This window comes from Xanthomonas maliensis (genome assembly GCF_009192945.1).
Classification (GTDB): Bacteria; Pseudomonadota; Gammaproteobacteria; order Xanthomonadales; family Xanthomonadaceae; genus Xanthomonas; species Xanthomonas maliensis.
In genome coordinates, this window is the sequence record NZ_NSET01000021.1 from 36,708 (window position 1) to 50,822 (window position 14,115).

At 67.8% G+C, this 14,115-nt stretch carries 12 protein-coding genes; 6 read left to right on the plus strand and 6 right to left on the minus strand.

Annotated features, from left to right (window positions below; genetic code table 11):
• The first annotated feature begins 122 nt into the window (after positions 1-122).
• On the plus strand, positions 123-1,187 hold the full coding sequence (gene tssA, locus CKY51_RS05780; protein WP_022974754.1) for a type VI secretion system protein TssA: 1,065 nt from the start codon (positions 123-125) through the stop codon (positions 1,185-1,187).
• A 30-nt stretch (positions 1,188-1,217) separates the two neighbouring features.
• Here the strand turns inward: tssA and CKY51_RS05785 are convergent, their stop codons facing one another.
• From CKY51_RS05785 to CKY51_RS05810, 6 genes are all read right to left on the minus strand, one after another.
• Complete coding sequence (locus CKY51_RS05785; protein ID WP_031341079.1) at positions 1,218-2,003, minus strand: OmpA family protein; 786 nt, start codon at positions 2,001-2,003, stop codon at positions 1,218-1,220.
• Between the two features lie 3 nt (positions 2,004-2,006).
• Positions 2,007-2,990 (minus strand): type VI secretion system-associated protein TagF, encoded by a 984-nt coding sequence (tagF, locus tag CKY51_RS05790; RefSeq protein ID WP_022974752.1) that lies wholly within the window; start codon positions 2,988-2,990, stop codon positions 2,007-2,009.
• On the minus strand, positions 2,987-6,727 hold the full coding sequence (gene tssM / locus CKY51_RS05795) for a type VI secretion system membrane subunit TssM (protein WP_152248993.1): 3,741 nt from the start codon (positions 6,725-6,727) through the stop codon (positions 2,987-2,989). The genes tagF and tssM overlap by 4 nt, the downstream gene beginning before the upstream one ends.
• Positions 6,728-6,748: 21 nt before the next feature.
• Positions 6,749-8,185, minus strand: coding sequence for a hypothetical protein (locus CKY51_RS05800; protein ID WP_022974749.1), 1,437 nt, complete (start codon positions 8,183-8,185; stop codon positions 6,749-6,751).
• 58 nt (positions 8,186-8,243) lie between these two features.
• A complete protein-coding gene (locus tag CKY51_RS05805; RefSeq protein WP_022974748.1) occupies positions 8,244-8,504 on the minus strand; it encodes a PAAR domain-containing protein in 261 nt (86 codons plus the stop codon).
• A 106-nt stretch (positions 8,505-8,610) separates the two neighbouring features.
• Positions 8,611-9,495, minus strand: coding sequence for a M15 family metallopeptidase (locus CKY51_RS05810; protein WP_022974747.1), 885 nt, complete (start codon positions 9,493-9,495; stop codon positions 8,611-8,613).
• Positions 9,496-9,565: 70 nt separating this feature from the next.
• On the opposite strand from CKY51_RS05810, the gene CKY51_RS05815 reads away from it, so the two are divergent.
• From CKY51_RS05815 to CKY51_RS05835, 5 genes are all read left to right on the plus strand, one after another.
• Positions 9,566-10,438: a hypothetical protein gene (locus CKY51_RS05815; protein ID WP_152248994.1), complete on the plus strand. Its 873-nt coding sequence runs from the start codon at positions 9,566-9,568 to the stop codon at positions 10,436-10,438.
• 147 nt (positions 10,439-10,585) lie between these two features.
• The gene (gene bioF, locus CKY51_RS05820; RefSeq protein ID WP_022971397.1) at positions 10,586-11,791 is read left to right on the plus strand and encodes an 8-amino-7-oxononanoate synthase; all 1,206 of its coding nucleotides are present in this window, start codon (positions 10,586-10,588) and stop codon (positions 11,789-11,791) included.
• Between the two features lie 2 nt (positions 11,792-11,793).
• Positions 11,794-12,171, plus strand: coding sequence for a DUF7079 family protein (locus tag CKY51_RS05825; protein ID WP_022971396.1), 378 nt, complete (start codon positions 11,794-11,796; stop codon positions 12,169-12,171).
• A gap of 132 nt (positions 12,172-12,303) precedes the next feature.
• A complete protein-coding gene (gene bioH / locus CKY51_RS05830; protein WP_031338937.1) occupies positions 12,304-13,065 on the plus strand; it encodes a pimeloyl-ACP methyl ester esterase BioH in 762 nt (253 codons plus the stop codon).
• Between the two features lie 204 nt (positions 13,066-13,269).
• Positions 13,270-14,052, plus strand: a complete 783-nt coding sequence (locus CKY51_RS05835) for an SDR family oxidoreductase (protein WP_022971393.1) — start codon at positions 13,270-13,272, stop codon at positions 14,050-14,052.
• Positions 14,053-14,115 lie beyond the last annotated feature (63 nt).

Consider the following 14,115-nt stretch of genomic DNA (forward strand, 5'->3'; position numbering starts at 1 on the left):
CCTCTGCACGGTGATCTCGCATGGGCGCCGCATGCCGACATCGCTCACGCAGCTCGCGCGCGTTTGACGCCCACGCGAGGGTGCCGCGCTAGAATGGCGCAAATCCCGTTGAGAGAGTTGCCATGCTGGATCTGGATGCCCTGCTGGCCCCGATTGCCGATCACGCGCCTACCGGCGAAGACCTGTCGTTTTCCACCGAGTTCGACCGCATCCAGGAGGCGCGGCGTTCCGATGACCCGACGCTGGATCAGGGCGAATGGCAGACCGACATCAAGTACGCCGATTGGTCGGTGGTTGCGCGCCAATGCGCCGACCTGCTGCAGAACCGCACCAAGGATCTCCGGTTGGCCGGCTGGCTGACCGAGGCCACGACGCAGATCGACGGCTTTCCCGGCATGGCGCTTGGTTTCCGGCTGATCGCCGGGCTCTGCGAGCGCTATTGGGACGCGCTGCATCCGATCGCCATCGATGGCGATCAGGAGGAGCGCATCGGCAACCTGAGCTGGCTGCTGTCCAATGCCTTGCAATGGATGCGCAATGTGCCGGTGGTGTCGGCGCCGCAGGGTCGCTTCGGACTCAACGACTACGAGGTGGCGCATCTGCGCGGCGACGGCGCCGACTACCAGCCGGGACAACCGACGCTGGAGCAGTTGGAGGCCGCACGCCGCGATACGCCGTCGGACTTCTACCGGCAGTTGCTGGAGGCGCTGCCCGATTGCGCGGAGGCCTTGGCGACGCTGCAAGGCGTGATCGACGATCGCCTGGGCCTGGATGGCCCAAGCTTCAGTGCAGTGCGCGAACAGCTCGAACACCTGCAGCGCAGCGTGCAGCGCTTCGCACGTGAGTCGGGCCTGCTGATCGACGGTCATGTCGAACCGGAACCGGTTGCCACCAGCACCGCCTCGGACTGGACCCCGGCCGCCACGACGCCGGCCAGCGAGGCGCCTGCAGCGGCACGTGGACCTGGCGGCCCGCCGACCACCCGCAAGGACGCCTTGGTGCAGCTGCGCCAGGTGGCCGAATTCTTCCGCCGCACCGAGCCGCATAGCCCGGTCGCCTATCTGGCCGAGAAAGCCGCGCGCTGGGGCGAAATGCCGCTGCACGTATGGCTGAAGCGCGTCATCAAGGACGACAGCGTGCTCAGTCAGATGGAAGAGATGCTGGACGTCAACCAGGACGCCCAGTAACGCTGGCCCGGCCCGCGTCGACGACGCGCGCTATTGCACGATCTTGAACTGGATGCGGCGGTTGCGCGCGCGACCGTCGGCCGTGGTGTTGTCGGCCACCGGCTCGTCCGGGCCCTTGCCCAGCACGTCCAGGCGCATGCCCGACAACCCCTTCTGCACCAGATAGGCCTTCACCGCCTGGGCGCGCGCCTGGCTGAGCGCCAGGTTGCTCTCGCGCTGGCCGACGTTGTCGGTATGGCCGACGATCAGGAAGCGGGCATCGCTCATCTGGGTCATCTTGGCCACCATCTCATCGAGGATGCTCATGCCCAGCGGGGTCAGCTTGGCGCTGCCGCTCTGGAACTCGATGATGCGGTTGGCCAGGGTTTGATCGAGCACGGTCTGCTCGGACGCGCCCAGCTTGAGCGAGTTGGTCACGGTGTACGAAGTGTTGCTGGCCAGACTGAGGTCGCTGGCGACCTGCTGGCGCTGCGCTTCGTTGGCGACCTGGCCGCTGATGCGCACCGATTGTCCATTGACCTCGAGCTTGCCGCCGGACACCCGCTTCAACCCGGGCGTGATCATGCTGGAAACGTACTCGCTCCAGTTCGGCGGCGTGGCGATGGCCTCGACCTGCACGCGGTCGACGATGCGCGCTTCGCCATAGACCCCACGCAGGTTGTTGAGGATGCGCGACTTGGTGGCCTGGTCGGGCACCACACCTTCGACCACGATCGGCAGGTCGGTACCGGCGGTGGGTGCAGCGGGTTGGGCCTGTCCGGCGGCGAGCAGCGGCAGGGACAGCAGTGCCAACGCGGTGGCTAGTTGGAGGCGCATCGATCAGGTTCCCAGAAAAGTCTCGCCGAACAGCTTGCGGGCCGTCTTCAACGCCAGATCGTCGCGATCCAGATAACTGGCGAAGCGGTTGAGGTGATAGTCGCCCTGCAGATAGTCGTCCACCCAGCCGGCATCCTGGACACGAATCAGGAATTCGCCAGCTTCGCGGGGGTCGAGCACGGCGCGCAAGGCCTGGTGGTCGGCGCCATTGAAACCCACCACCATCCGCGGCGCGGCATCGTTACGGATCAACACCGCCAGTTCGAAGTCGCCACGCGCCACGAAGCTGGACACGATGTCGAGCCAGAACGCCGCTACCAGCGGGCGATACAGCGAGTCGCGCGGCAGCGGGAATTCCAGCGCGCGATCGACCGACACATTGCCGCCGGTGAGGATTGGCTGCAGCAACAGTCCCAGCCCCGGCAACACCTGCCTGAGCGCGATGCCGCTATGACCGGCCGCCTCCAGCAGATGCTCCAAAGAACCCAGCGTCTGCATCTCCAGGAAGTCGTTGAAGGTGGCGTTGTAGGCGGCGGTGTCGACGTTGAGGACGAAGCGGGTCTCCGCCAGTTCCTTCAACACCGGCCCGGCATCGGCTTCGCTCACCGCCTGCTTGGCCATGCGTGCCAGACCGGCCCAGGCCTTGGTCATTGCCAGCGGGCTGCGGCCGATGAAGGCCAGCGGGTCCTGCGCTTCCAGACGCAGGGCCGACAACAACGGAAAGCGCCGCTGCGAGGCATCGCCGCTGGGTTGGAAGTGACCGCACAACACCATCTTGCTGCGTGAGCCGAGGAAGGCGAAGTGAATGTCCGGCGCCTCGTCATAGACGCGCTTCCAATCCGGATTCTGGCTGAGCAATTCCACGCTCAGGCCAGCCCAACGATCCAGCCAGCCGAGCAATTGGTGGTTGTCGGCCGCGCGGACGAAATCCCCGCGCGAGGGCACCTTGCCGAAATACGAAACGCCAGCAGTGACTTCGCGACTCATCGGCGTTCTCCCGTCGGCGCGCCGGCGGCCGTGGCCGCAGGTGCCGTGTCGACCGCTGCACCCGGGACCGGGGCAGCGCTGGGCGCAGCGACCGGTTGGCCACCGGCCACGGTCGCAGGCAATTGCAGACCACGCTGCCAGCTGGCGTCGTTGTTGCCGCTGGCCGCGCCAGCACGCTGGACCATCCGCATCTCCACCGTGACCACCACGCCCTGGTCGGACCAGGTCATGCGGCTGGAGTCGTCCAGGCGCTCGGCCTGGGCCGCGCTCATCAAGCGAGTAAAGCCCTGGGCGCCGGGCGCGTTGAGGATCTCCACGGTGCGACCATCGCTGGTGACGGCGGTGATCTTGGCGCCAGGTACCGAACCCGGGTTGGGCCACTGCATCGACACCCATTGCGGCGGCGTATTGCGATAACGCAACTGCTGGCCATCGATATCGATGGTGTATTCCACCGCACCGGTCGCCGGGGCCGGCAGGATCTGGAAGATATTGACATCGCGCGCGACGTTGCCGCCCTGACCGCTGACCCAGTTGCCGTATTTGGCGACCAGCTCGCTGGAGAGGTTGATGCCGATTCCCGCCCAGCGCCGCGGCTCGAGCAGATTGCCACGCTGGATCACCAAGGTCCCCAGCGCGTCCTTGTTGAAGGCCGCAATCGCGCCGGTGGCGCCGAAGATTGCGCCGACGTCGCCGGGCGCGGCATCCACGTCGGAATTCAAGTTGAACGGATACTGCCGGCCGACGCCGTTGCGGAACGGATCGTAGACCTGCGCGACCCAGGCGCGATTGATCTCTTCCTCGGTCGGCGGCACCAACGCCGAGAAAGTCTGGGTCAGCGGCCGCAGCAGCAAGGGACGCAGTGCATCGCGCAAGGCATCGTCCAGACCGGTGAGGATCTGCTCGTCCACCTGGCTCAGGCCGGCGCTCAGCTCCGAGCCTTCGTTGCTGAAGGTGTCCTGCATCAGCTTGCGCGTGCCACTGCCGGCTTGCCCCTGGCTCTTGATGCTGTTCAGGCGGCTACGCAGCTTGCCGAGCGTATTGAAGTAGCCGTCGATGATCGCCGGGTCTTCGCCGCGCTTGATGGTCAGGCGCGCCAGCCCCTCGAAGGTCTTGCCGATCGGTCCGACCGGTTGCGCGCCCTTGCCGGCATCGGCCGGATTGCGCCGCAGGATCACCCGCTGGAACCAGGCAACAAAGCCGCCGGACGATTTCTCGGCCACTGCATTGGCGCCCGGGTTGTCCCAGATGGTCTGTTCGTTGACCTTCTGCAGCAGCGTGCGCAGCGGCGAGTTGGCCGGATCGCCCAGTTGGTTGATGCGGGTCACCGCCTGATCGAAGCCCTCGAACTTGGCCACGCTCACGCCCTGCAGGAACTTCAACCATTCCTTGGCGTACTCCTGCTTGTACAGGGTGACCAGTTCGCGTGCGATGTGCTCGGGACTGCCAGCCAGCGACAGGTCGCTCTGCTCGGTGGTGTCGAGCACCCAGTCGCTGGTGCTGAGCTGGGTGTTGGAGGCCTCCTTGATCGCATCCTTGACGTACTCCTCCCACGCTTCGCGCGAGAAGGCGCCGGAGATCGCGTAGCTGCCGGAAATCGCGCCACGATTGCCCTGCTCGCCGAGCAGCGAATTGACCGTCACCGTCGGGAATCGCGCGGCAGCGCGTGCCTTGATCTGCGCGAACACGCGCTGCATCGCCGGCTGTCCCTTCATGACCTGGGTCAGTGCCTGGCGGCTATCGTTGACCAGCGCGATCTTGGTTTCGATCTGCGGCCAGTCGCGGTCTTCGGAGTGGTTGACGTAGAACGTCATCAGCTTTTCGGCCGCGCGCGCCATGTCTTCGCGTGTCATCTGGCCGCGATTGCTGTCCAGCCAACCACGCCAGAACATCGTCAGCTGCTGGGCCAGATGCGAACTCTCGACATTCTTGCGATTGCCCAGCATCAAGTAGGTCTTGAGGGCGTTATAGGCATCGTTGGTGCTGGTCGGCGAGGCTTCCTGGTACAAGGTGCTGGTCTGCGCGGCCTGCTGGCCGGCCTGGCCCAGCTTGGCGCGTTCGCTCACCACCTGCGCGAGGAAACTCTCCAGGCTGGCGGTGGTCGGGGCCAGCATCACCTGGCGCATGCCGTGGTAGTACTCCTTGAGCAGCTTCTCGCGGATGTTGTTGCCCTGATACAGGCCCAGGCTGGTGGTGATGCCGCCGTTGCTGTCGTAGCGCTCCAGCTGCTCGAGCCGGTCCTGCAGCAACAGCAAGGCGTCGATGCGCGACTTCAGGTCGACGCGATCGGACTGCAGCTTGACCGCCTGCGCCAGATCCTTGGTGGCGTTGTTCACCAGCTGCACGTTGGTGGTGTAGGACCAGGTCCACATTCCCAGCGCCAGCGCCAGCACGCCCACCGCGCCGAAGAACACCGCATAGCGCAGGCGGTTCTGATGCGGGCTGGAATACTGCCGCACCAGTTCCTTGTCGGAGAAGATGACCTTGCGGAACAGGTCCTTGAGGAAGAAAGCGGTCTGTCCGACCGGCGCTTCGTCGACCATGTTCGAGCGTGCCTGCAACGCGAACTGACGGCTGACGCGCTCGGAAGCGTGGTGCACGGAATGGCCTTCCTGCAGCGCGCTGCTGAAGTAGAAACCACGGAAGACCGGCTTGAACTGGTAGGGATTCTCTTCGAACAGCGTGGCGATGAAGGTACGCAATGCCGGCTTGATGCCGACGAATTCCAGCGGCAGGGTCAGCAGGCCCGGCGAGACTTCGCGGCCACGCTGCATGGCCATGTGCGCCAGGCTCATTTCCTTCAGGCCTTCGGCCAGTTCGTCGAAACGGCTATCGAAGGCCGCCAGCGCATCGACTTCGGATTTCGGATCGTAGGGCAGGGTCGCGCCCCAGACGCCATCGCGCTCGGACGGATCCAGGCCGCGGAAGAACTCGGCGAAGCCGGCGATCAGGTCGGCCTTGGTGAACACCACATACACCGGCGCGAAGACTTCCAGCCGCTCGGTGATTTCCTGCACGCGCTGGCGCAGGCTCTTGGCCAGCTCGATGGCAAATTCCGGCTTGCTGCCGGACAGCTCGGCGATGCTGACGGCGATGATGACGCCATTGATCGGCGCGCGCGGACGGTTTTTCTTCAGCAGGCCCAGGAAGGTCAGCCACTCCAGCCGGTCTTCGACGCTGACCGAATAGCGGCCGGCGGTATCCAGCACGATGCCGGTAGTGGTGAAGTACCAGTCGCAGTTACGGGTACCGCCAATGCCCTGGATGACGTTGCTGCGATTGTCCTGGAAGGGGAACTGCAGGCCGGAGTTGAGGATGGCCGTGCTCTTGCCGGCCGCCGGGTTGCCGATGATCACGTACCACGGCAGCTCGTACAGCGCGGCCTTGCCCTTGAGCACACCGATGCGCGAGGACTTGATCGCCTTGACCGCCTCGAGCATGCGCGTGCGCAAGGCTTCGGTGTCGCCGCGCTGGGCCGGCTGCGAACTGGCGACCGCCTGGTCGGCCTGGTCGCGCACCATCGCGTCCAGCCGCTTGGCAGCCCTGCGCGCGAGGATGCGGCGCACGATCCACACGATCAGCGCGACCACCAGCAACGCCACCAACACCACCGCGGCCCAGATCCCGATCCGGCTCAAGGCATCCGAACCGAAGTACGCCAGGGCCGCAGCGGCAATGAGGCCGAGCACCATCCACACGCGGTAGTCGCCGAGGTAGTACCTGAGATTGCTGAACATCGGTGGGGGGTTCCGGAGGAGTTAGGCGACAGCAGCCGACGCGGAGTCGGAGTCTGCGGGGGGCAAGGTGGAGAGAGCGACAACGGCAGCCCAGCGCGCCGGGCCCTGGTCCACTCCCAACAGCAGAGTGGCCGCGTCGGTGCCGGCAGCAAGATGGGCCTGTGCCAACGCCAGCATGGCCAGCGGCGCGACCGGACCGGTCTCGCCGCTGGTGGCCGCGAAGGCGAGGCACTGTAGGGAAGTGTCCAGATCGGGACAAGCCGACGACGCGGCGCCATAGGCTTCGGCGGCGACGCCACCACGTTGGTCGGCGTCGCTGATCACCAGATCCACGCGTGCAGGCTCCACCGCTGCGGCCGTCAAGGCATCGCTGGCAAGCTGGCTGGTGGCGCGCGCGCACTGCGCCAACGCGGCCGGTGCCGGCACCTCCTGCATGCGGGCTGGATGCAGGCACACGCCGTCGGTGGCGGGCGTGGAGGTCAGCAACACGCCGGCTGCCGCTTCGCCCGGGACGCGACCATCGGGATGCAGGCGATCCCACAGGCGGCCGCGCTGCTGCCACTGTTCGATGACGACCGGATCGATGGCCGAGGCGCAGGCCAACAGCAGCCGCCACGCTGGTGCGCCGGCAAGCTGGGCGGCCTGCTGCAGGTAACGCCAGGTGGCGTTGGCATCGGCGGCAGGGATCACGTTGACGGCGAAGCGTCGCGCATCCAGGCCATGGTCGACGACACGCGCCTGCAACCAGTCCTGCGCGCGATCGCGCAACTCGGCCGGCCAGTCGAGCGGGACCAGCAGGTCGATCGCCAGCACTTGCTCGACCTGTTGGCTGGATTGCTGACGCCATCCAGCCACCACGCGTTCCTCCACCGTCTCCAGCACCGGCAAGGCCGCCACCGTCGGCGGCAACACGTTCTCCAGCACCGGCTCGAGCAACACCAGGGCGCGCGCGTGCGCCGGCGGCAGCACGTCGTGCTCATCGACGGAGAGCGGCGAGACTGCGGGGTCCAGGTCGGCGACATGCGCGGCATACACCGGCAGGCCATCGCGATCGCGAAAGTGCGGATGCAGGCCGGGCCGGGGCGGCGCCGGCAGCTGCCCGAGCAGCGCAGCCGGCTCGCGCGCAGGAGGCAACCACGCATCCGCGGCCAACACGCCCAGCACCCGAGTCGCCGGCGCGGCTGACGCGGCGGCGTCCTTGGCCGGCACCGGCGCGGCATCCTGCCCAGCGGATGCGTCGCTCTCCAACGCCTGCCCTGCCCGATCCAGCGCGCGCTGCCCCAGACTGCGCAGCGCCCACCCGCCTCCAAGCACCCCGGCCGGCACCAGGCCCAGGTAGGTCAGCATCTCCATGCCGGACGGCGTGGCGCCACTACTGCGCCAGTAGAAAATGCTTCCCGCCCAGGCCAGTCCGAAGACCGTCAGGGTGGATAAGGTGTTGCGCACAATCGCAGACATGCTTGCGTCCAGCTCCCTCAGTGATTCCAGGGCCCACGTGCCATTGCCAATCGGCTCATCAGCCGATGCCAGTGGCTCCTTGCGAAGAGATGAGGGTGCCGCCGCAAGCGGTCTTGTCGCCATGCCTGGCAACCGGATTGCCGTCGATCACGACCGTGGCATCGCCGCTGACGATGGTGGTATTGCCGTGCCGGCGACAAACGACCTTGTCGCCGATGCGCGCGACCGGCTTGCCATTGATATCTGTTTCCCCGGATCCGGCCACGACGCTGCCGCCGTGATCCAATTTGTCGCCCACCACAATGAATGGTCGTGACATCGGTCGTGCTCCTTGATTTGGCATAGCCCGGCAGGTCCATCGCCATCGTCGCCCACGCGGCGAGCCGGATTGGTCGGACAACGATACCAGCACTGGGCCCGCAGGATCACCCCCTGGCCAGCTCGGCGCGCTTGGCGGCGCGCGCGCTGCGGCACTGCTGGGCCAACTCGACGTGGACATAGTCCTTGATGCTGCGCCAGGCCCCACCCCAGTCCAGGCCGGCCTGCTGCGCCAACTGGCCGTACACTGCATAGGCCTTGCCGGTCCATGGGTCTTCCATGTTCCATTGCAGCTTGCCGTCGCGGATGGGCGCGGCGTCCACCGCCAGGCCGTATTGGTGGCAGCTCTGCCACGCACCGGCACGGGTCGCCTTGCCGCCGCTCATCAGCTCGGCCTGGCGCTCGGGGCTGCGAAACCCCTCCACCAGCACCATTTCGTAGCCGTATTGGCGGCGCATGACCTCGAAGATGGCCAATACACGCTGCTGCAGGTCGGCATCGATGCGCTCCCATTTACGATCGGCGGTGACGATCTCCGGCATCACCCGACGAATCTCTTCGGTGGTGAACACCTGCGGCGGCGGCGGCGCGGGCGGCATCAGACGCTCGCCGCGCAGCAACTGCGCGATCATCGTGCTGGATTCGTTCATGTCCTCGCTCTGGAAGTCGTCCAGCACCACGTTCTGGCGCGTCAACAGGATCACCGCGGGCGGGACCACCAGCAGCAGCGCCGCGGCGGCGATCACCCAGGCATGACGGCGCAGCCCCTCGCCCAGGCCGCTCAGCTCGTGGCGCACGCTGCCACGCAACACTTCGCCGTGGCGCGAGGCACTGCGCCCCGCCCCACCGAGACGGGCGCCGATCCAGCCACGCACCCGCTCCCAGCGGTCCAACGCGCGCTCACCGGCAGCCGGAAACACCAGCAGGCCACAGACCACCACGACCAACAGCAGGAACACGACGGCGCCTACGGCAACAAACACACTCCCCATGTCCCCGACAGCTCCTTGGTTGACGCGACACCCCCAGCCACTAGAATGCGGCAGGGACCGTTCCGGCAAAATGCCGATCCAACGCAAGGGCTGGATGCACTTGAATAATGGCGGAATAAATCGTCCAAGTCTTCTTTCTGGCGAGGGACAGCAGAAGCCGGCAGCTGCTGGTAGCAGCCGTATCCTGGCCGACATGGAGGGACGTGCGCCGGCAGGACCTGCGCAAAAAGTCCGCGCACCGGTGCGTGCGCCTGCGGCACCACGCAAGTGGCTGCTGTTCGCCGTCCTGGCCACCTTGCTCGCTCTGGCTGGCATTGCCCTGTGGAGCTGGCTGAGCCAACCCAAGGACGAATTCGCCGGTGGCGACAGCGCCGAGCCGTCCACGCCGCTGCCGGCCAGCGTCAGCGACCATGCCTCGTCCGATGCCGCCGGTGCGATGATCGTCGAGGATCCGGCCGCCCACGCCGCCGCGGCAGAAGCCCTGACGCCAGCACCGACGGTGCCGCCGCCGGCAGGCGCTGCCGGCGAGCCGCTGGCCGCAGTCCCCGGCGACGCCGGCAAGCCGGCCACCGCAGCCACCACCAAGCCCCGGCCCGCCGGCGGCAAGGCGGCCGCTCCCCCCGCCAAGCAAGGCCGCGAGGACAGCGAGGATCTGCTCGGCACCCTGTTGGGCATCATCAAGCAGGACCCGAACAAGCCCAAGCACGAGTCGATGGACGCGCTCGTCGCGCAGATCCAGGCCGACGACAAGCGCGCCGCGGCCGAGGGCGACGCGGCGATGGACACCATCGATCCGTCCGCCGGCCGGACCTCCAACGACTCGGGGATCCAGGCGCAGTTGCGGCGTTGCCCCAAAGCCAACACCGTCGAAGGCATGGAGTGCCGGCGCAAGGTCTGCGCCAATGTGGCCGGCAAGGACCCCGCCTGCCCGGCCAGTCGCTGATCGGCCGAGCAGCCCCACTGGCCAGGCCGCGGCCTGGCCCGCCGCGCTAGCGAGCACGACCGTCGGTCTGGGACGAACGGCAGGTGGCTGGTGGGAGTTACCGGCGTCACGCTACGCTAGCGCTCTTCCCTTTCGACGACACCCCTCATGGACCGCCCTAATCTGCACGAACGGATTTCGTCGCTGCGCACGTTGCGCGTGGCCCAGCAACGTGTCCGGGTGCGGCGGCAGGTCGGTCGTCGTGACGGGGTGCGGCTGGAGCTCGACGGCCGCTGGCTGACCGGCTTCTGTTCCAACGACTATCTCGGCCTGTCGCAACAGTTCGAAGTGGTCGCCGCATTGCAGGACGCTGCAGCGCGCGATGGCGCCGGCGCCACCGCCTCGCATCTGATCTGCGGCCATCACAGCGCGCACGAAGCGCTTGAGCGCGAGATCGCCGAGTGGCTGGGCTATCCGTCGGCGCTGTTGTTCGGCAGCGGCTTCATCGCCAATCTCGCCGTGCAGCAAGCCTTGCTGAGCGAGGAAGACGATGTCTGCGTGCAGGATCGGCTCAATCACGCCAGCTTGCTGGATGCCACCCGCCTGGCCGGCTGCCGCTTGCGCCGCTATCCGCACCTAGACGTCGAAGGTGCCATGCGTCAGCTCAAGGGGTCGCCCGAAGGCGCGGCGATGCTGGCCAGCGACGGCGTCTTCAGCATGGATGGCGATGTTGCGCCGCTGCGCGCCCTGAGCCTGGTCGCACGCATGCAACAGGCGCTGTTCTATGTCGACGACGCGCATGGCGTGGGCGTGCTCGGCCCGCAGGGGCGCGGCAGCGTCGCCGACGCCGGACTGGGCGTGACCGAGGTGCCGCTGCAACTGGTGACCTTGGGCAAGGCGTTGGGCGGCTACGGCGCGGTGGTCGTCGGCGAGCAGGCGCTGGTCGGCCATCTGGCCGAGACCGCACGCCCCTATATCTACACGACCGCGCTGCCGCCGGCGCAGGTGGCCGCCAGTCTGGCTGCGGTGCGGCTGGCACGCCGCGACGAGTGGCGACGCGCTCGCCTGGTCGAATTGGTCGGCGCCTTCCGTGATGGCGCGCGCCGGCATGGCCTGGAGTTGATGGCCTCCGACACTGCCATCCAGCCACTGCTATGCGGCGAGGAAAGCACGGTGCTGGCGATGTCGGCCGCGCTCGAGCAGGCCGGGTTCCTGGTCAGCGCGATCCGTCCACCGACGGTCCCGGAAGGCAAGGCGCGACTGCGGGTGACGTTGTCGGCGCTGCACACGCCGCAGCAGGTACAGGCACTGGTCGAGGCGATCGCGCAGGCGCGCGACCGCCTGGATCAGCCTGAGCTGCGCGCCTCGGCCTGAGCATGTCCGTCCCCACGCCGGCCCAGCGGCAGGTGTGGGAAGCGCTATCGCGGCTATATCTGGATGTTCCGTGCGAGGCCGAGCGCGAGGCGATCGTCCGCACGCTGGCCAACGCCCCCTTTGCATTGACCGAGTTGCGGCAGATGCTGCTGCACGAAGTGCACCCGGTGTTGATCGGCAACCTGCGCAGCGCGGCCGGCGTGTGGGACGGCTTCGACGCCGACTGGCTGGCACAGGCGATCTGCGCATTCCGCGCCCGTCGCTGGCGCTGGCCTGACCGCTGCTGTTGGCGCGGCGAGGCTCGCCGGCATTGGGCATGGCTGGCGCCGCACATCGCCGCGCGACGCCGGCACGCGCCCGCCTCCGCACCGCCGACGTAAGCGAACGACCACGGACGCAACGCCGTGCAGCCTCACATACGCGGCGCGATAGCGCTCCATCGTGTGACCCATCCGCACACGCGCGCCACAGACGACAAACGCGCGGGCGCCCGGATCGGCGACAATGGCGACATGCATATCGATGTCATCGGCCAGGGGCCGGCACTGGTCCTGCTGCACGGCTGGGCGCTGCACGGTGGGGTGTTCGCTCCGCTGATCGAACGGCTGGCGCCGCATTTCCAACTGCATGTGGTGGATCTGCCTGGCCATGGCCACAGCCACGACGACGCCACTCCGCTCGCCTTGCCACATGTGGTGGCGGCCATTGCTGCGGCCACCCCGCCGGCGGTGTGGATCGGCTGGTCGCTGGGCGGGCTGTTCGCGCTGCACGCAGCCGCGACCCAACCGCAGGTGCGCGCCCTGGCGATGATCGCCGCAACGCCGCGCTTCGTGCGGAGCAGCGACTGGCCCGACGCCGTCGAACGCAGCGTGTTCGCGCAGTTCGGCCAGGACCTGGAGCGCGACTACCGCGGCACCCTGGACCGCTTCCTGGCGCTGGACACGCTTGGCTCAGCGCATGGGCGCAGCGAGCTGCGCAGCTTGCGCGACACCCTCACCGCCCGCGGAACGCCCGCACCCAGCGCCTTGCAGGACGGTTTGCTGCTGCTGGAGCGCACCGATCTGCGGCGTGCGCTTGCGCAACTGGCGCGGCCCAGCCTGTGGATCGCCGGCCAACGCGATCGTCTGGTGCCGGCAGCCGGCATGCAGGCCGCCGCCGCGATCGCACCCGGCGGCCAGGTGCTCGCGCTCGCCGGCGGCGGGCATGCGCCCTTTCTTGGCCAGGCCGATCAGGTCGCCGAGGCGCTGCGCGGCTTCGCCACGTCCGTGCCGTGACGCGCGACGCGGCCAGCAAGCGCGGCCAGGCGCGCAGCGCGTCCGCCGCCTTCCAGGCGATCATGGCCTTTGACAGGCGACTGCAGGCGCACTGACGCGCGTACGGCCGCGTGCGGGCATCCCAGTAGTCGGACGCACAGGGGCTGCCATGACGCTGGCCACCGTCTTCCCATACAGCGGCGCGCTTGCGCCAGGAGGTTAGCAATGCAACTCGGAATCGCCGGACGCTGGGCGCTGGTGTGCGCTGCCAGCAAGGGACTGGGATTGGGTTGCGCGCGCGCCTTGGTCGGCGAAGGCGTCAACGTGGTGGTGGTGGCGCGCGGCCAGGAGGCGTTGGAGCAGGCTGCGCACGCGCTCCGGCAACTGCCGGGTGCCGGCCAGGTGCGCACCGTGGCGGCCGATATCACCAGCGTCGATGGCCGTGCCGCCGCGCTCGCGGCCTGCCCACAGGTGGACATCCTGATCAACAATGCCGGCGGCCCGCCGCCGGGCGACTTTCGCCAGTGGGAACGCAACGACTGGATGCGTGCGTTGGACGCCAACATGCTGGCACCGATCGAACTGATCCGCACCACCGTCGATGCGATGCGCGCGCGTCGATTCGGCCGCATCGTCAACATCACCTCCAGCGCGGTCAAGGCGCCGATCGAGTCGCTCGGCCTGTCCAATGGCGCACGTGCCGGCTTGACTGGTTTCGTCGCCGGGCTGGCGCGCACGCTGGTCGCCGACAACGTCACCCTCAACAACCTGCTGCCCGGGCAGTTCGCCACCGACCGCCTGCGCAACAATTTCGCGGCCGCCGCCGCCCGCCAGGGCAGCAGCGTGGAGGCCGTGGCCGAGCAGCAGCGCGCGCGTATTCCGGCGGGACGGTTTGGCGAGGCCGACGAGTTCGGCGCGGCCTGCGCCTTCCTGTGCAGCGCCCAGGCCAGCTACATCACCGGCCAGAATCTGCTGATCGATGGCGGCGCCTATCCCGGCACCTTCTGACCGGGCCGTGCCTGCCTGCGCATGAACACGCGCAGGCAGGCACAGCCAGCGGACCGACGTGGC